Source organism: Rhodopirellula sp. SH410 (genome assembly GCF_055811895.1).
This window is the reverse complement of record NZ_CM147949.1, coordinates 3,213,846-3,229,219: the sequence shown is the minus strand read 5'-3', so window position 1 is coordinate 3,229,219 and position 15,374 is coordinate 3,213,846. Positions and strand designations below refer to the sequence as shown.

The following is a 15,374-nucleotide window of genomic DNA, read 5'->3' as shown; positions in this document are numbered from 1 at the left end:
GCAGGCCCACGTCGAACGCAACGTTGTCTGTGCCTCGGAACTTGGCGGGCACTTGCTGTCGTACCGCCATGTGGCGTAGGCACGTAAGTTCGAGGTAGGCCCCAACCTTCGGCGTGGTTAGTTCGTCATCGAGATAGATCATCATTCATCTTCGTCGCTGGGAAGTTGCGATTGGTGCCAGTCGCCGTAGGTTTGTCGGGTGTCGGTCGTTTTCCAGGCGGCGCGGCCGTTGGTGTTGCCAGCGGCGACGATTGCGGCACCGGCGCTGGGGCTGTTCAGGTAGACGTCTTCGACGAACAGCAGCAGCTCTTTGTCCGGAACCTCGACCAGCTTCTTCTCGTCGAGCAGTTGCTTGCGAAGTTCTCGATAGCTGGTCCAGCTCGCGCGCGGTTCGAGCGTGGCTGTTGAACCCTTCAGCACAACAAACTCACCGTTGATCTCTTTCGCAGTTGCCGTTGCTTCACCGGACGAAAACTCAAACGTAGGGGACTCGCTATCGCTGGAAGTTTCGTCGCCAACAGGGCGGCTGACCGTTGGCTTCGTTTTCAGGAACGAGAAACCGAGGACCGGGAACATCAGTTCGATGTGTTCCAGAAAGCCTTCCATGTCGGCAACGTCGGCTTCGGGCATTGGCGGCAGCGGTGGGGCGTTGCCGTTGTGAATCTTGGCCCGTTCGGCTGCGTAGCCCATGGTGATCAAGCGACTTTCCAGGTATCGCACGTGGGCTTTGGTGAGATTTAAATCCTTACTGATCACGCCGACGCAGCGAGTCCAGAATTCTTTCTTCTCATCCTTGTCATGCTGAGCAAGCCGGCGGAAAACGTCGTCGCCCTCACCGATGTACACAATCTCGCCCATCGGATTTTCAGGGTCCGGTCCAGCCAGGACATAAATTCCCGTCCGAGTAATCTCATCACGCTTTGCCAAGTCCGCCAGTCGACTACGCGGCGACACCAGCATCTTGCCGCTCCAATTCATCACCTCCGCGGTAAGCAACCCGGACGCGTCGCCGTCGACGAGATAGATGCGAATGGATCGTCCGTTCATAGTGGGCCTCAACGAGGGTTAGGGTTGAACTAAGAGTTTACGGACCGACGGTCCAAAGTGACATGCATCTCACTTCGGATTTGGCGAGAGATCAATGCGACATTCGTCGATAAGCTTCTCGATTTCCCCGTCCGTAAATCGGCCTCGTAGATACGCAATCAAATCTTCCTGCCGATTTTGACCGAATACCATTCGATAGAGTACGAGTGATCGTTGAAGATTCGCTTGCTGCTCGATCTCGCGACTGTGAGGCAACGCTGGAACATGGCGTTCAATCTTCGCTTCTCCGCTGGGGAAGATCCAATACGGTGTTAGGTCATTGTCCGAAACGTCTCGATCTTTCTTCGCACGCTCAAACATTGCTTCCCACGGATCCGCTTCGTTCTGCGAGATTGCAGCATCAGCAAAGCAGCTGGCAATGTTCTTTCGCAAGGCATGCCCCTTATAACGATGGACTCGCCCTTCCCGCTGCTCCAGGTCGACTGGATTTCCCGGCAAATTCCAGTGAACGACCGCATGGCAATACGGATGAAAATCGAGTCCTTCCTGACCGACGGATGTAGACGCCAGGACAAACGGCCAGAATGGTGAGTTGAATGCGATCCGCAATTGTGTCGGACGCGTCATCTCGCCCGTTTCGTCTCGCTCGCGAACTCCGAAACGCATGGCGAAACGATTCTGCATTCGTAGTGACTTCTCTGAAACGACCCGCCGCTGTGTTGTGGTCATCATGTCAGCCTGTGAGTAGCCAGCCCCAAGCGACAACGCTTCGGAAAACTCATTAACCAGCTGGCTAGAAAACGCTTTTTGGGACTTCCCCTTGACCCCCAGTGACTCGACAAGATTGTGGACGTACTCGTCCGACATCGATTGCAAATTGCCGCTGATTGCATACTCCAGTACAAGTTGCCAATACGGAGTGTCTCGCTGACTACTGCGTAACAAATACGTTACTTCGGGATGGTTGAATAGCGTCAGGTACGATTGAGCCATCGCCGCGGCGAAATTGCATAAATCGAAGTGATCTTCAGTTTTGACTGAGGCAGAGCCAATCACCCGCGACAGTGAACGCAACCCGACGATGCCAGGTGATGCGAGTGCCATTTTGCTAAGGACAAGACAAAGATCTTCCGGGGGGCGACCGAGCGTCGTTATATCTTTGGCAATACTTTTAAAGATCTCGACGTGCTTTGCCCATCCATCGGCTACCCCCTTTTTGTCGTCATCCGCTTTGCCTGCCCAAGTTGCGGCAAGATTCGCTTGTCCAAGCCACGCTGCGGTTTCGTCTGCAAAGTAGTGCAGATCCAACAGTAGCGGTGCAGCCCAATACCAACGCTGGTCAACGACATCCGATTCGCCTTTGTGCGCCGCCAAAATTGGTGAAAGCAGAGCTTCAACTGACTTGACCGCTGCTTCGATAGCATCCGCCTCGGACACTCTGGGCGTCTGCAAAAGTTGCAGCGGATCAAATCGTGACGCCAAAGTCCGGCATGGATAGAGAATCCCGAGTGCTGCCATTCCCGATGGTTGGCCATCGCTAAACGTAAAACGCAGCAGTCCTCGTCGCTTCTCTCTTGCCTCTTGGGTGTTCTTAGCTTTCTTACGAAACTGCCGAATCATCTGCCGTTCGGCTTCGTAGCTGAGCACCGACGCGATTGCCTTGGGCACAACTTTCCAGCACGAAAACACGAGTCGCTTCGTGTATCGGCTGAGATTCGGATCGGCATACGGGCCGCTTCCATCATAGTAAGGCAATGAAGGCGGAATCCAAAGTAAACGCCACGCTTCACGCCCTACTGTATCCGCAGCGAGGGATCGCAACTTCGCATTGCCTGGATCAAGCTTGCCGTAGCTCTCGATTGTCTCGCGGTCCAGCAATCCGTCGCCCAGACTGCGAACCGCTTTTGAAAGTGATGAATCTGTTTGAGCTTCGATGCCAACTTTCAGCTTACGCTTGATGTCATAGTTCTCCATAAAATTCAGCAGATACGGTGCCGATTTCCAATATTCGAGCATCTCGCCGTGCTCCAAATACTGTGCAACCTGTTGCAGGCCGAGATAGTGCCTCACATCGATCGCGTCGAGCGACAATGCTGGCATCTCCTTTTCGACGAGCATTCCGTTTCGCTCCGCGTGGATCGCCAATCGTTCGGTACGAACCATCACACTTCGCAACAAGTTCTCTAGCTCGCTTTTCACTTTCAGCAATCCGACAAACCCATTATCGTGGATCCGAAAAATCTCTTCGCGGTACCGGTTAAGAAGCGTTTCAAACTCTGCCCGTTTTGAAGAATCGGAAATCAGAAACTTCAGCGTCAAACGGAAATCGCTGTAGTGATCGTCGGTCTCGGCTTCCTCGCTGGTCGTGTACATCTTGTAAGGCGTTGCCGACAATAGCATGACTCTCGCTGCGTTGCCGTTATTCTGATAACTGAAAAGATGCTCGGCTAGCTCTGCCGATGCCGGTGCGTCATCCGACTTGCCATCCATCAGATGTTTGAATCGCTGGAATTCGTCGAGGATGATTAGATCTGGCTCGAGCCAATGCAAGCACGTTTCTGCCAGCAGTTGCCTAAGGAAACCGACCCAAGTAATACACTGCAATTTCAGTTCGATGGGAATTTCGTCTTTTCGCGGTGGCACTTGACTCAACAATTCTTCATACGTTTTCCGTAGCTTCGGTTGCTCGTTTACTGCGGCAACGAAGTCCTTCTGCATCCCGGCATGAATTGCAAATCGGCCGCTTTTCGGACAAACCAACTTCAATTCGTACTGAAACCCCTTGCGTCCAGAGGTTCCCTCGAAAGGTCGCGATGCCAATTTGCCGTCGAGCTGCCAATTGTCTTTGAGCAACCAGTAAAGCAACGCTCGTTCTTGAGCGATTCCACCGCTGCCATGCAATTCAAACGACGTTCCTGGCGTAAATGAAACGAAATTCACCCGCTGAGAATCGAAGTCCGCAAAGCTCGATTTGTTGGAATCAAGCTTTGACAATGGCAAAAGCGTAATGCGCGACGCGAGCGAAAACTCGTTGCCGCCGATGACGTTCATGCGATTGATATTTTGTCGTGCGATGTCGCTATTTGAGCAGACGTAAACGATGTCGATCCGATCTTCAGAATCCCAAAGATGGTCAATCGTCTTCGCGATCACACCCCGAGCGACAAGCGTCTTGCCAAGGCCAACTTCATCGGCAACCAAGTAGCGATGCGACGGCGAATCGCTGCCGTACAATCGATCAAAGACGTGTTCAACAGTGGCTCGCTGGAAATCCTTCAGACCACCAAGCACCGCGGCGGTGTCGGGGCGGTTGTTTGCGGGGGCAGTCATCGCTTGGCTCCTTTTTCGACAAGCCCAAGTTGTTCCTCAGCGACGCTCCAAATCGGCTTCCAAATCGAATCAAAGTTTTCGGGCAGCAGCGCCTTCCCGTCGGCACTCTGTTCCAAGTCGGTCAGCAGCTCGTGAACATCCCGCAACCTGGCGGGATCCTGGTCTAAACATCGCATCAGCGATTCCAGCAGCGTCTTGTCGCCTAGCGACGATGCGAATGTGAATGACTTGTCGCCACCATTGCCGCCCGGCCAGCCATCGAACCCGCTTCCATCCGATCCACCCAGCAGCATCAACATGAATCGCATCACCCTACCGCGGTCGCTTAGCAAAGACCGAAGCAGCGATTCCTTCCGATTTCCCGGCTCACCTTCCAGGGGAAGATTCAGGACGAATGAACGTCGCAGCGAACTCGTTGATTTTGAAACAACCTCGAAGACGAAGAACGAAGTCAGCCCCATCAACGTCACCGACGGAAAAGTCGTCCAAATCGGCTCGTTAAGTTGAACTGGAATTGGTGACGCTGTAGGCGTGCTCGCCAATCGCACCGACAAGTCGAAGGCTTGGCCTTTTGGTAGCTTCAGCTTTCTTGTCGGAGCCAACTCAATTCGATAGCCCTCTTCGTCGCCGCTACCCTTCACGCAAGTCGCAACCACCAGGGCGGAAGCGATCGCCTTGGCGACAGAGTCGACGAATCGCTCAAATTCTTTCTCTGTCGTGTTGACCGGCTCGCCTTCAGGAAGCGGCTTGAACGGTTGCAGCAAATCAGAGAGTGATGCCACCGATTTCTTACTTGGCACTTTCCCATCCGGCGCTTCCCCAGCACGGCCTAGAACCGCATCCACACCGCAAACGCTCCTCTTTCCGCGCAACTGCGTCAGGAATTCAACATTCTGATAGAAAGCCGCGCGAGTCGCGTTCGCCGAACCCGTAAACACACTCGCGTTCCAGCCTTCGTTCATCACGTAGACCTTTGCATGCAAACCCGACAACGGCAGGTCCTTCGTTGCCGTTGCTTCCTGCTCGTCATTGCCAAGCTCATCGGTGTCCTGCTCAATATCGCCAGGCTCAGGGGCCGCGGCATCATCGAGCACCCAGACATCCTTGAACGCCTCCAATGTCTTCGGCTTGATGAGTTCCAGTTGATCAGCACGCGATAGCAGCTCGACTTTCCCACTCTTGCCGATGAGTTCCTCGAAAATGCCCTCGCTAACAAACGGTGAAATGATCAGCTTCCGCCGATTCATGCCATCGAAAGGCCAATCTTCATTCTCGTCGATCCCAATCGGCCAGAACGCAATATCTTCGAACGGCTCAGGAACCTCGAAAGCAACGCGGCGAATGTCATAGGCAAGTTCATTCACGCGGTCTTTCCAGGTTTTCGATAAGCGACGCACACTCATCGACGGCAGGCTCTCCACGAACCGGCCGAGCGGATGATTCCGCCCGAAGGCATTGCTGCGATCCGTCAGCTCTCCATCGAGGCATAACATCGTGTCCCATGCGCGGTCGAACGTCATGTTGCGACTTAGACACAAAAACCGGTAGCGAATCTGTGACGGATCATCGTCGCTAACGAATCTCAGGAACCAAACCTTCGGGTGGAAACTGCCTCCGCGCGGAGCGGTCGCTTCGACAACACTCTTCTCGAGGCTTTGCAAAAGTGGCTGATAAGCGGTAGGAACTTGGATGCGTCCGACGTGATAGAACAAGCACATGCGATCGGCATACTGGCGAACTGCTTTCAATAGGGCTATCGGATCCGGGATCGGACGCCCCTCTTGGTCTTGCCAATCGGAGAAGGCAAACGCCACTGGTGCCGCCAACATCGCCATCAGGTCGAGCGAATAAGTGGTTCCGATCGTCCAATCCAAATGAAAGCCCGATGGCGGCGCGAGGGAATCGAATAGTAGACGACGGTCACTGGGTTTAAGCATCAGCGGTAACCTCGATTCCTTGAAGAATATCGTCAATCAAACGCCGACTCGTTCGCCAGCGGAGATCGAGTTGATCGGAGCCCGCCGCACCACCCCAAAGTTCGCGAGCACGTTGGTTTCGTGTGCGGGCCAAGCTTCCCTTGATTTGAAATTCGCGAACCTCAATCAATTTGCGAGAATTGACGGAATCAACAACCTCGCCTTGACTACCCGCATTGATCGCTAAATCAAACCAGCTCTGGATGAATGTCTTTGCTTTGCCGCCCACTCGCGGATTGACCTTCTGCACCGTCAACCAGAACTCCGTCTGATTCCACGCCAATAAATCGCCTCGACGCTGCTCAATTTTCTGCCACCACTTGTCAAGCTTCTTTCGATATTCATTAATCCGAGTCACGTTCTTGGTTTGGTCCGCAAGAATCAGGTTGTAAAGCAACTGAGCTCCGTGGATCGTCTCAGAGAAGTTCCTTGCGTGCGTCAGCGGGCGTGAAACCATTTCAGGAAATTGGCCTGGAACTTCCCAAGCAAACTGAGCTTCGACGGCATTCATGTGATGCTGTAGCAAATAAGCCAACATTGAATCAGCACATTTCGTCATCACCCTTTCACGCAGATAACTTGCCTCTTCAAACGACAGGTCCATTGTCGGCTGATCTGGAAAGTCCGAACTTGGTTTGACGATTCCAGTGTGCCAATTGGCAAGCCCATGTTGGTGAGCACCCTCCCCATCAAATTCCGCCGCGCCCGCCGCGTGTCCTTTATGACGTGCGAAGAAAAGATCGAGCGAGCGGTGATACTCACTCTGCGAGTTGGGATACCGCCGGATGCCCCAAGCCGACAATCCCTGCCAATACACGCTGCTCGGCAATCGCTTCAGCGACTCCTTGGCGACCTTGCCGATAACACCATCCGCATCGCCAAGTTTCTTTGCCAACCAGATCTCAAAGTCGCGGGCGCGTCCACGAACTTTGGCCGAAGGCACCTTCTTCCGCTCAAGATCCAAATACATCCAGGGCACAAAAAGGAAGTACTTCGCTCTGGTTTGGATCGTGGTCGTCCCAGGAAACAGCAAGTCGGCAAATGCATCACGCACGCCACCGAGTCCCAACTCATCGCGAGTCGTTTTCTCGCCAAACAGATCGATCACATCGAGCATCTTGCGACGCTCGGCTTCGGAATAGTCGAGCCAGGTAAACGTTGATGTCATGGAGAATCTCTTAGGTTTGCTTATCCCAGCTCGGATCTTCGCGAAATGACGGCTGCACATCGCGGCACAGTTGTTCCAAATGATGGGCCAGTTGGCTGACACGTGTATCCGAGAACACCTGCCTCGACTGAACAAAGAATCGCTTTGGCTTCACCGGGTTGATCACGAATACTTTGCCACGCCCGATTCGGTCTGCGATGAACCAACCGGGGAGCGCCAGGATTGGCTCGGCTTCAATGGTTTCGCCCATCGCTCCTGACAAGTGTTGTGAAAGCCAACGTGCCTCGGTCTCTAGCGGCTTGTTCGGGATTCGCCACTTGAAGTCCGGGAACCGTATTTCGTCGTTCTCGTAATCGACCACGATCTCTGCCTTGCCTTCGCCCTCCTTGGGCTTGCCGCGCATTTTCGTATTGACGCTATACACGCCACTTCGGCTAACGACGACATGGTCGATATTGCCATACGGAAACGGGATGTCGTGGAAAACACGACATCCTTCCAGCATCAGTTGATCAAGCTCTTGGCCAGTCGCCAGCTCTCCTTCCAGCCCAAGCTTGTAATGACGCAAATCATCAAGCTTCTTTTTCAGGGTGCGACCAATAATGATCGACGCTCCGATCACCAGCAGGCCTTCCAGGACAATACGTGTTGTCGATTCGGGAGTTTCTCTAACGTAGGAGTCGAAAAGGTGGAACACGCAAAGCAACGGCAATACGAGCATCCACGCAATCATTAGCGAATCAACGTCAATTTCTAGATCGTCAATCCGCTTGCGTAACGAGTGGCCAGGACTTCGGAGCAGTGCTCGAGTCAACGGGTTTTGTCTCGTCTTCTTTGATTGCTCGCGACGCCAATAGGCAACGAAGAGAACGATCGGTGCTACCCCAGAAATTGCAACAACGGCGGGCAACAGCACGATCGTTAGCCAGTCAAGAATTCGTTCCACGCTGCCCCTTTGATTCCCCGATCGCTATTTCGCTGCATCCAGTGACGACTCAACGGCATCCAGCGACTGTCTGTCCAACTTTGCTAATTTCCTAAAAAGCTCCGGACGTTGCCGGATTTTTCGTCGTATTGCTGCCGGCACTTTGTCGGCCAGAAGCAGCAACTCGTCTTCGTCAGCCTTCAACTCGCTCGCCAACTTATGGATGAATTTCTCCGACGGGTAATCGCCGAAGTGCAACTTGCCGTTCTCCACCTTGCTGATGTACGACACGCTGACGTTCATGCGGTCCGCTAGATATTGCTGCGTGAATTCACGCTGCAATCGCAAGTCTTTGACCCTTTCTCCGAACTGCATCGCTTCGCTCGCTATAGAGTGGCTCTTCGGTGCCCCTAATTGTGTCGCGCACGGCCAAAGCGTATGCTACCTGCACTTTCAGGTCAACATGCGGCAAGGGGTGATTCTTCGATGAGTGAAGCGAATGCAGCGACAACATCGGTCCTTTCGTCGGCTCCGCTTGCGTCCGAAATTGATTCGCTTCTGACAGCACAATTGATTGTCGCGTGGGCCGGTGAACGAGGCCAAGACGAGCGACGACTCGGGTGGTGGCGTACGGACTTGTTGAGTGCCGATGGTGGCCGCGATTTGTTGGGAAGTTTATTGCCTCGGACCAGCGAGTGGGCCGTGCTTCAAGCCGTCCGCGAAGCCGCAAGACGAATTGACGAAGCGGCGCGACAAGAGGCACATGACTCCGATACGTTGCTCTCGCTTTTTGCACTCGGTTTTCACGTGGAAGAGCGGACGGACGAACGGTTGCAGGATTTCAAACGAAGTGGAAAGTCGCCGGGCGAAGCATTGCCTGTGGCGATGGAGTTGATCGGCGGCAAGTGGGATCAGCAAGCATTCGTCGATTGGTGCGAAGGTCATGGTGAAGGGAATTACACCAAAACGACCTCAGGCCGGCGGATCAAAGGCGATGTCCCATCATCGCTCGATCGCATCATTGCCGGACTCGTTTGCGCCTTGGTTCCCATTTCGGAAGAGTATCCTCTACCTCACTACATCATTCGATAAGGAAAGGGATGCCTGATGTCGAACGTGAATTCCGAGGAAACCACCTATCACACGAGGATGATGAAATGCACCCTCGAAGTCGATCACTCACGCTCATATTGGCACGCATGCGGCGAAGTTGGGCGTCCGGTAACAACGGCTGAGGCGTTTGAGAAAGCCATTTTCGGGTCACGAACGTTCTCGCGCGTTGAGACGTTGATTGCTGACATGCGGCACCGTTTTAATGCGTTTCCTTCTTCGCTGACAGTCCTCATGCGTTGGAATGATGTAAATCCATCGGACCGCAGCGTGCTTTGTCACCTGCACACGCAGTTGGCAGATCCGTTGTACCGACAATTCACCGGTGCGTTCCTTATTGACAGATATGGAAGCCAACGCACTTCGATTGACCGTGAGTTGGTTATCGACTGGATCGAGTCCGTCGTGCCAGGACGATGGAAAGTGCCGACTCGATCGATGATCGCCAGCAAGATGATGACATCGGCTATGACGGTTGGTCTGCTGGAATCGAATCGAGACCCACGGTCGATCGCATTCCCACGAGTCAGCGACACGGTCATCGCCTACCTGGTGTACCTGCTTCGCGAAGTCAATTTCGCCGGAACACTGTTGAAGAGCCCTTACGTCGCCTCACTTGGGTTTGAGCTAGAAACGCTCGTCGGGCGACTGCGGACAATTCCATCGCTTGGTTTTAATCGCCAAGGCGATCTGCTGCACTTTGGTTGGCAGTATGAGAGCCTTATCCAATGGGCGGAACATGAGTTGTCACTGACGCCAGCGGTCGCCCCAGTGCTTTCTGCAAATCACGTGGAGGCATCATGAGTGAGACTCCACTATTCGACAGGACAACGCTTGCTGAATCCATCGACGCACTCCGCCGTGACTTGACGCCCGAAGGCGGTCCCAAGATCAGCACGATGCGGAACTATCGGTTCGCGATTCTGCAGTACAAACCGCAAGAGGAATTCGAGCTACGGAAAAAGGTGCAAGCGCTCAGCATCGACTTGGAGAAGAACGGTTGGCATGTGCTAACGATCAGTTTGCAAAAACTGCTCTACGATCGCATCCGTGCCCAGGGTGAAGGCTGGGTCAAGCGAGTTATCCAGCGTGAGAAACGCTTCCGGGCACGTGATCCACAGCGTGGGCTGGTCGACCTGAAGAACAACATCGGTCCACTGATCGAAGGCCCCGAAGGAATCTCTGCGGACTGTGCCAAGTTAATCGCCGACTTTGCCGCTGAAAATCCTGACCGAGTCGACCACACCATCGCACTCATTGGACGCGCCGGAGCCTTGTATCCGTACTTTCGATCCTCGGCGCTATTGAAACACCTCGACGGCAAGACTCGGCAAGTGCCAGTTGTGTTGTTGTATCCCGGCGAACGACGTGGACACACATCGCTTTCGTTCATGGGCGAACTGAATCCCGATAGCGACTATCGGCCAAGAATTTATTGAGAACGCAACTATGGATCGACATACCTACTATTTCTGGCTTGGTCTACTCGTCGTTTCTGTGGCGGGGGGCGCTTGCATCGTCTCATTTCTCGCAACGAGTTACCGATTGTGGAAGGACATACGCAGACCAATCGAACATGAAAAACCATCGCACTTGCCAGGTTGGTTCACGGGGCTAATCGAGCGGGTCTTCTTCACTCTACTTATTGCAGCTCGAATTCCTGGATCGGGCGTCGCCATGATGGCTTGGTTGACGGCCCGTCAATTGAATACATTTCAGAATAAAGAAAACTTTCCGAGCAGCATTGAGAAACGACAGCATGCGAGAGAATGGCATTTCAGTGCAACGATCCTATCTCTGATCAATCTGTTTTTTGCGATGCTTGGAGCGTTGTTCATTCTTCATTGGAGTCGCGCCGAAAAACTCCTTCCGTGGCTGAAGCGATTGACAGACTTTGCACTCACGTTTAGCGCTGGAGAGATATGGTTTGGATTTGCAATAGCACTAGGCTTTTCCGTCGTCATGACGGCATGCACGGGATGGCTTTACAAGTCGAAAGCGAAATTGTGGTCAGGGCTTTCGGACGATCCAGATCCAGATCCTACTCCAGCCGAATAGGTCGACTGATATTTACTTGCGACGCTACTCGCTCAATCGAACTCGAGTCAACATCATGGCAATCAAAGACCTATTTCTCAACGACGTCACCCGCGACATTGCGCCGGTCGTTTACTTTTACGAACAGACACCCGAAAAGGTGGCTGCGGAGGTTAGCGAGTACATCATCACCGGGGGCTGGCCGGAATCACATCCGAATTACAAGCGAGTGCCTAACGGTATTCACGAGCAATACGTTCGTCTGCTAACGGCCATTAAGAAGGAGCTCGACAAGCCAGGCGGCCCCGAGCTGCCCACGTCATGGATCTCGGGTTTCTACGGCTCCGGTAAGTCAAGTTTCGCCAAGTTGCTCGGACTTGCATTGGACGGACTCGAATTACCCGGCGGGAAGTCCCTGGCCGATGCGTGGCTTCGCCGCGACACTTCGCCCAAGGCGGCTGAACTCGAAAAGGCATGGAGCGAACTCCGTCAAAAGATTGACCCGATCTCCATCGTCTTCGACGTCGGCAGTATTGCTCTCGATAATGAGCACGTCCATTCCGCCGCGGTCCGTCAACTTCAGCGACGCCTCGGCTATTGTCGCGCAGATCATGCCGTTTGCGACTACGAACTGAAACTTGAACGCGACGGTTTGTACGATGACTTTCTTGACGTCGCCGAAAAGACACTTGGTCGGCCTTGGGATGATGCCAAGAACGAGAACCTTGCCGACGACTACTTCTCCGAAGTGATCTCAAAGCTGTTTCCGACGCGATACGAAGACCCGCAGTCTTGGCTCGACAGTCACGGCGGCAAACCGCCCGTCGGCAAAGCACCGCAAAACGCGGCCGATGATATCCGCGACATGTTGAAGTTCCGCAGTCCTCAGTCGCACCTATTCATGGTCGTCGACGAGGTTTCTCAGTACGTCCATGAGAACCCAGATCGGCAAGACCGCCTGCGAGCGTTCGCATCGGCGCTCGGCGCGACGCTCAAAGGGAAAGCGTGGCTGTTGGCCCTTGGCCAGCAAAAGCTTGATGAAGACGCCGGAGCATCGACGCTCGTTTGGGCACGCGACCGCTTCCCGCCGCACCTACGCGTCGACTTGGCACCGACCAACATCCGCGACGTGGTTCACAAACGATTGCTGCAAAAGAATCCTGCCGGCGAGAAAGAGCTGCGACAGCGATTCGATAAACATCGACCCGACCTCAAACTGTACGCCTATGGTTGCAGTGAGATCTCGGCCGAAGAGTTCATCGAAACCTATCCGATGCTTCCCGGTCACATCGACCTATTGCTGCGGATCACCAGTGCGCTCCGTGCTCGATCGACTCGATCACAGGGCGACGATCAAGCGATTCGCGGGTTGTTGCAATTGCTCGGCGAATTGTTCCGTGCTCAAAAGCTAGCGGACAAAGAAGTCGGCGCGCTGGTCACATTGGATTTGATCTATGAAATCCAGCACACCGCACTCGACAGCGACACGCAGTCGAGCATGTCGCGAGTCATGAACGAGTGTGCTGCTGAGCCTGGCGATTTGAAGATCCGGGCGGCCAAAGTCGTTTCCCTGCTGGAGCTGATCCAGGAAACCGAGCCGACCACTGCCGAACTCGTTGCGCAATGCCTGTTCGACACACTCGATCGTGGCAATCAAGTCGCCGAAGTGACCGAAGCCCTCGAATGGCTGCTGGCCCACAACCTGCTCGGCTACAGCGAAAAGCTGGGCTACAAAATTCAGTCCACGGCCGGCGAAGAATGGGAACGAACTAAGCGAGAGATCCCCGTCAAACGCGAAGACATCAGCGAGCAGGTCCAAGAGGCACTGAAGTACCTGATCGAAGACACCGACAAACCAAAGCACAAAGAACGTGCGTTCCCCATTAGCGGCATCTATTCCGATTCGGCCTCCAAGCGTGACGAAAAGATCATCGACCCCAAGGACGACGCCTCTATTCAAGTCGACTTCCGGTTCTTGCCGCGCGATCAAACCGATGAAGCGACTTGGCGAGAACGCAGCAAGGAATCGCTGCTGGAAGATCGTCTGATCTGGGTTTGTGGCGACCTGTCAGACATTGACGATCGCGTTCGTCAGCTCGTTCGTTGCCGAACCATGATTGGGCGATACGGAAAAAAACGCGGATCGCTGACACAAGCCAAGCAGTTACTGCTCGGCCAAGAAGAAGTTCGTCTCGGCGACCTGCAAAGTGAAGTTCGCGACGCCGTTGCCTCGGCATGGCGCGGCGGCACCTTCTATTTCCAGGGCGAATCCTATTCGGCCAGCGAGTACAACGCCTTCAACACCGCACTGACAAAGACCGCCACCAAGATTTTGGCGACGTTGTTCCCACACTTCGACTCGATCAACATCACGCCGGCAGAACTGACGCAACTGACCGAGTCCGAGTTGAACGGGCCAAGCGTCAAGTTTACCGAAGAGCATCTCGGCATCCTGGAACTCGACAGTGGTCGCTTCGTGCCGTCCTGCACCGGCGTTGTGCCTCGGCGGATCCAAGAGCACATCGAAAACGAAGACGGAATCTCCGGCGTCAATTTGCTGCAGCATTTCGGTCGGCCACCGTATGGGTATCGTCCTGAAGTCGTGAAAGCCTGTGTGGCGGGTCTCCTGCGTGGTTCCAAAATCAAGATCCAATCCGTTGAAGCCGGTGGCGAGATCACCGCGATTCGAGATGCCGGCGTCACCGACCTGTTTTCGAGTGACCGCGTTTTCAAACGCAGCGAGATCTATCCCGTCGGCGATGACGATGTTGGCTACCAGGCAAGAGCGAAGATTTGCAAATTCCTGGCCGAGCAATTGAAGGTCACGATCGACCGTGAAGACCACCTGATTGCTGATGAAGTCGCAAAGTTGTTTCCGCAGCAAGCGATCCGGCTTCGTGAAGTGATGGGCAAGCTGTCGTCGCTACCGGGCTTCTCGACCGCCCCCAGCGAGCTAACAAAACTGCAAAAAGCCATCGAAGCTTGCGTTCAAGACATCCGTCGAACCAAGCCTACTGTCGCCGCGGTCAAACGCAACCTCGATGCCCTCCGCGACGGCATCCAAATGCTGAACGTCTTCGAGGCCGAGCTAGATGATGCCAGCGTCGCGGCCGTTCGTGCCCTGCACAATGTCCGCCAGTATCAACTGACTCAGTTGCGACAAATCGGCGATCTGGTTGGCGATGTCGCCGAATCGGCTGAGCGGATCGACACTCAACTGGAAGCAGAACGTCCTTGGCGAGAAATTAATTCGTTGCGGACCGACATCGACACCGTCACCGATGCCTATCAAGCGGCACGTAGCGATTTGATCAATACCCAAGAACAAGAGACCGAAGCGGCACGCAGCCAGATCAAGATGAGGCCCGACTTCAGCCGTCTGTCGGCCGATCAAAGTCACAGCGTTCTACGAATCCTTGACCAAGCAGCCGACGACACCAGCGTCGAAGCCGTCGCACCGGCACTCAACGATTTGCGTGATCCCTTCACCTTGCGGCTCGGGCGTGCAGAGGAAGCGGCCAACGACAAACTCGACGAGATCCTCAGCTCGGGCAACAAACCGCTCGTCCAGAAAGTCTCGTTGAATCTAAACAACCGCGAAGTCAAAGACGAAGCGGACGTGGACGCGTTGCTGGCGGAGATTCGATTGCAATTGATCGAGCAATTGAACAACGGAGTCCGCATCCGCATCACGAGTTAGCAACTTCTTGCCCCCTCTCCCCCGGTTTCTGGTGAGCCTAAGCGAACCAGAAACTGGGGGAGAGGGTTGGGGTGAGGGGGG

Annotated in this window: 11 protein-coding genes; 5 read left to right on the top strand and 6 right to left on the bottom strand. The window is 54.3% G+C overall.

Annotated features, from left to right (window positions below; all coding sequences use genetic code 11):
- Nucleotides 1–141: 141 nt before the first annotated feature.
- The 6 genes from SH410x_RS11765 to SH410x_RS11740 all read right to left on the bottom strand — a co-directional run bounded on the left by SH410x_RS11765 (nt 142) and on the right by SH410x_RS11740 (nt 8,821).
- Nucleotides 142–1,047 (bottom strand): GIY-YIG nuclease family protein, encoded by a 906-nt coding sequence (locus SH410x_RS11765; protein WP_473676683.1) that lies wholly within the window; start codon nt 1,045–1,047, stop codon nt 142–144.
- Nucleotides 1,048–1,116: 69 nt separating this feature from the next.
- On the bottom strand, nt 1,117–4,377 hold the full coding sequence (locus tag SH410x_RS11760) for a C-terminal helicase domain-containing protein (RefSeq protein ID WP_473676682.1): 3,261 nt from the start codon (nt 4,375–4,377) through the stop codon (nt 1,117–1,119).
- Nucleotides 4,374–6,314: a phospholipase D family protein gene (locus tag SH410x_RS11755; RefSeq protein ID WP_473676681.1), complete on the bottom strand. Its 1,941-nt coding sequence runs from the start codon at nt 6,312–6,314 to the stop codon at nt 4,374–4,376. The genes SH410x_RS11760 and SH410x_RS11755 overlap by 4 nt, the downstream gene beginning before the upstream one ends.
- Complete coding sequence (locus tag SH410x_RS11750) at nt 6,307–7,521, bottom strand: DUF6361 family protein (RefSeq protein ID WP_473676680.1); 1,215 nt, start codon at nt 7,519–7,521, stop codon at nt 6,307–6,309. The genes SH410x_RS11755 and SH410x_RS11750 overlap by 8 nt, the downstream gene beginning before the upstream one ends.
- A gap of 10 nt (nt 7,522–7,531) precedes the next feature.
- Nucleotides 7,532–8,467, bottom strand: coding sequence for a nuclease-related domain-containing protein (locus SH410x_RS11745; protein WP_473676679.1), 936 nt, complete (start codon nt 8,465–8,467; stop codon nt 7,532–7,534).
- 24 nt (nt 8,468–8,491) lie between these two features.
- Nucleotides 8,492–8,821 carry a helix-turn-helix domain-containing protein gene (locus SH410x_RS11740; protein WP_473676678.1) on the bottom strand — a complete coding sequence of 110 codons (330 nt, stop codon included), beginning with the start codon at nt 8,819–8,821 and terminating at the stop codon, nt 8,492–8,494.
- A gap of 111 nt (nt 8,822–8,932) precedes the next feature.
- Between SH410x_RS11740 and brxE the strand changes: the two genes are divergently transcribed.
- The 5 genes from brxE to brxC are packed head-to-tail and all read left to right on the top strand — an operon-like array spanning nt 8,933 to nt 15,293.
- Nucleotides 8,933–9,538 carry a BREX-6 system BrxE protein gene (gene brxE / locus SH410x_RS11735; RefSeq protein WP_473676677.1) on the top strand — a complete coding sequence of 202 codons (606 nt, stop codon included), beginning with the start codon at nt 8,933–8,935 and terminating at the stop codon, nt 9,536–9,538.
- 15 nt (nt 9,539–9,553) lie between these two features.
- The gene (locus SH410x_RS11730; protein ID WP_473676676.1) at nt 9,554–10,360 is read left to right on the top strand and encodes a hypothetical protein; all 807 of its coding nucleotides are present in this window, start codon (nt 9,554–9,556) and stop codon (nt 10,358–10,360) included.
- Nucleotides 10,357–10,995 carry a DUF1788 domain-containing protein gene (locus tag SH410x_RS11725; RefSeq protein WP_473676675.1) on the top strand — a complete coding sequence of 213 codons (639 nt, stop codon included), beginning with the start codon at nt 10,357–10,359 and terminating at the stop codon, nt 10,993–10,995. Before SH410x_RS11730 ends, SH410x_RS11725 begins: the two co-directional genes overlap by 4 nt.
- A 10-nt stretch (nt 10,996–11,005) precedes the next feature.
- Nucleotides 11,006–11,614 carry a hypothetical protein gene (locus SH410x_RS11720; protein WP_473676674.1) on the top strand — a complete coding sequence of 203 codons (609 nt, stop codon included), beginning with the start codon at nt 11,006–11,008 and terminating at the stop codon, nt 11,612–11,614.
- A gap of 55 nt (nt 11,615–11,669) precedes the next feature.
- Nucleotides 11,670–15,293 carry a BREX system P-loop protein BrxC gene (gene brxC, locus SH410x_RS11715; RefSeq protein ID WP_473676673.1) on the top strand — a complete coding sequence of 1,208 codons (3,624 nt, stop codon included), beginning with the start codon at nt 11,670–11,672 and terminating at the stop codon, nt 15,291–15,293.
- Nucleotides 15,294–15,374 lie beyond the last annotated feature (81 nt).

Bases quoted from the DNA above. Each gene is read 5' to 3' on its own strand.
- SH410x_RS11765 (WP_473676683.1), bottom strand. From the start codon at position 1,047: ATGAACGGACGATCCATTCGCATCTATCTCGTCGACGGCGACGCGTCC.
- SH410x_RS11760 (WP_473676682.1), bottom strand. From the start codon at position 4,377: ATGACTGCCCCCGCAAACAACCGCCCCGACACCGCCGCGGTGCTTGGT.
- SH410x_RS11755 (WP_473676681.1), bottom strand. From the start codon at position 6,314: ATGCTTAAACCCAGTGACCGTCGTCTACTATTCGATTCCCTCGCGCCG.
- SH410x_RS11750 (WP_473676680.1), bottom strand. From the start codon at position 7,521: ATGACATCAACGTTTACCTGGCTCGACTATTCCGAAGCCGAGCGTCGC.
- SH410x_RS11740 (WP_473676678.1), bottom strand. From the start codon at position 8,821: ATGCAGTTCGGAGAAAGGGTCAAAGACTTGCGATTGCAGCGTGAATTC.
- brxE (WP_473676677.1), top strand. From the start codon at position 8,933: ATGAGTGAAGCGAATGCAGCGACAACATCGGTCCTTTCGTCGGCTCCG.
- SH410x_RS11730 (WP_473676676.1), top strand. From the start codon at position 9,554: ATGTCGAACGTGAATTCCGAGGAAACCACCTATCACACGAGGATGATG.
- SH410x_RS11725 (WP_473676675.1), top strand. From the start codon at position 10,357: ATGAGTGAGACTCCACTATTCGACAGGACAACGCTTGCTGAATCCATC.
- SH410x_RS11720 (WP_473676674.1), top strand. From the start codon at position 11,006: ATGGATCGACATACCTACTATTTCTGGCTTGGTCTACTCGTCGTTTCT.
- brxC (WP_473676673.1), top strand. From the start codon at position 11,670: ATGGCAATCAAAGACCTATTTCTCAACGACGTCACCCGCGACATTGCG.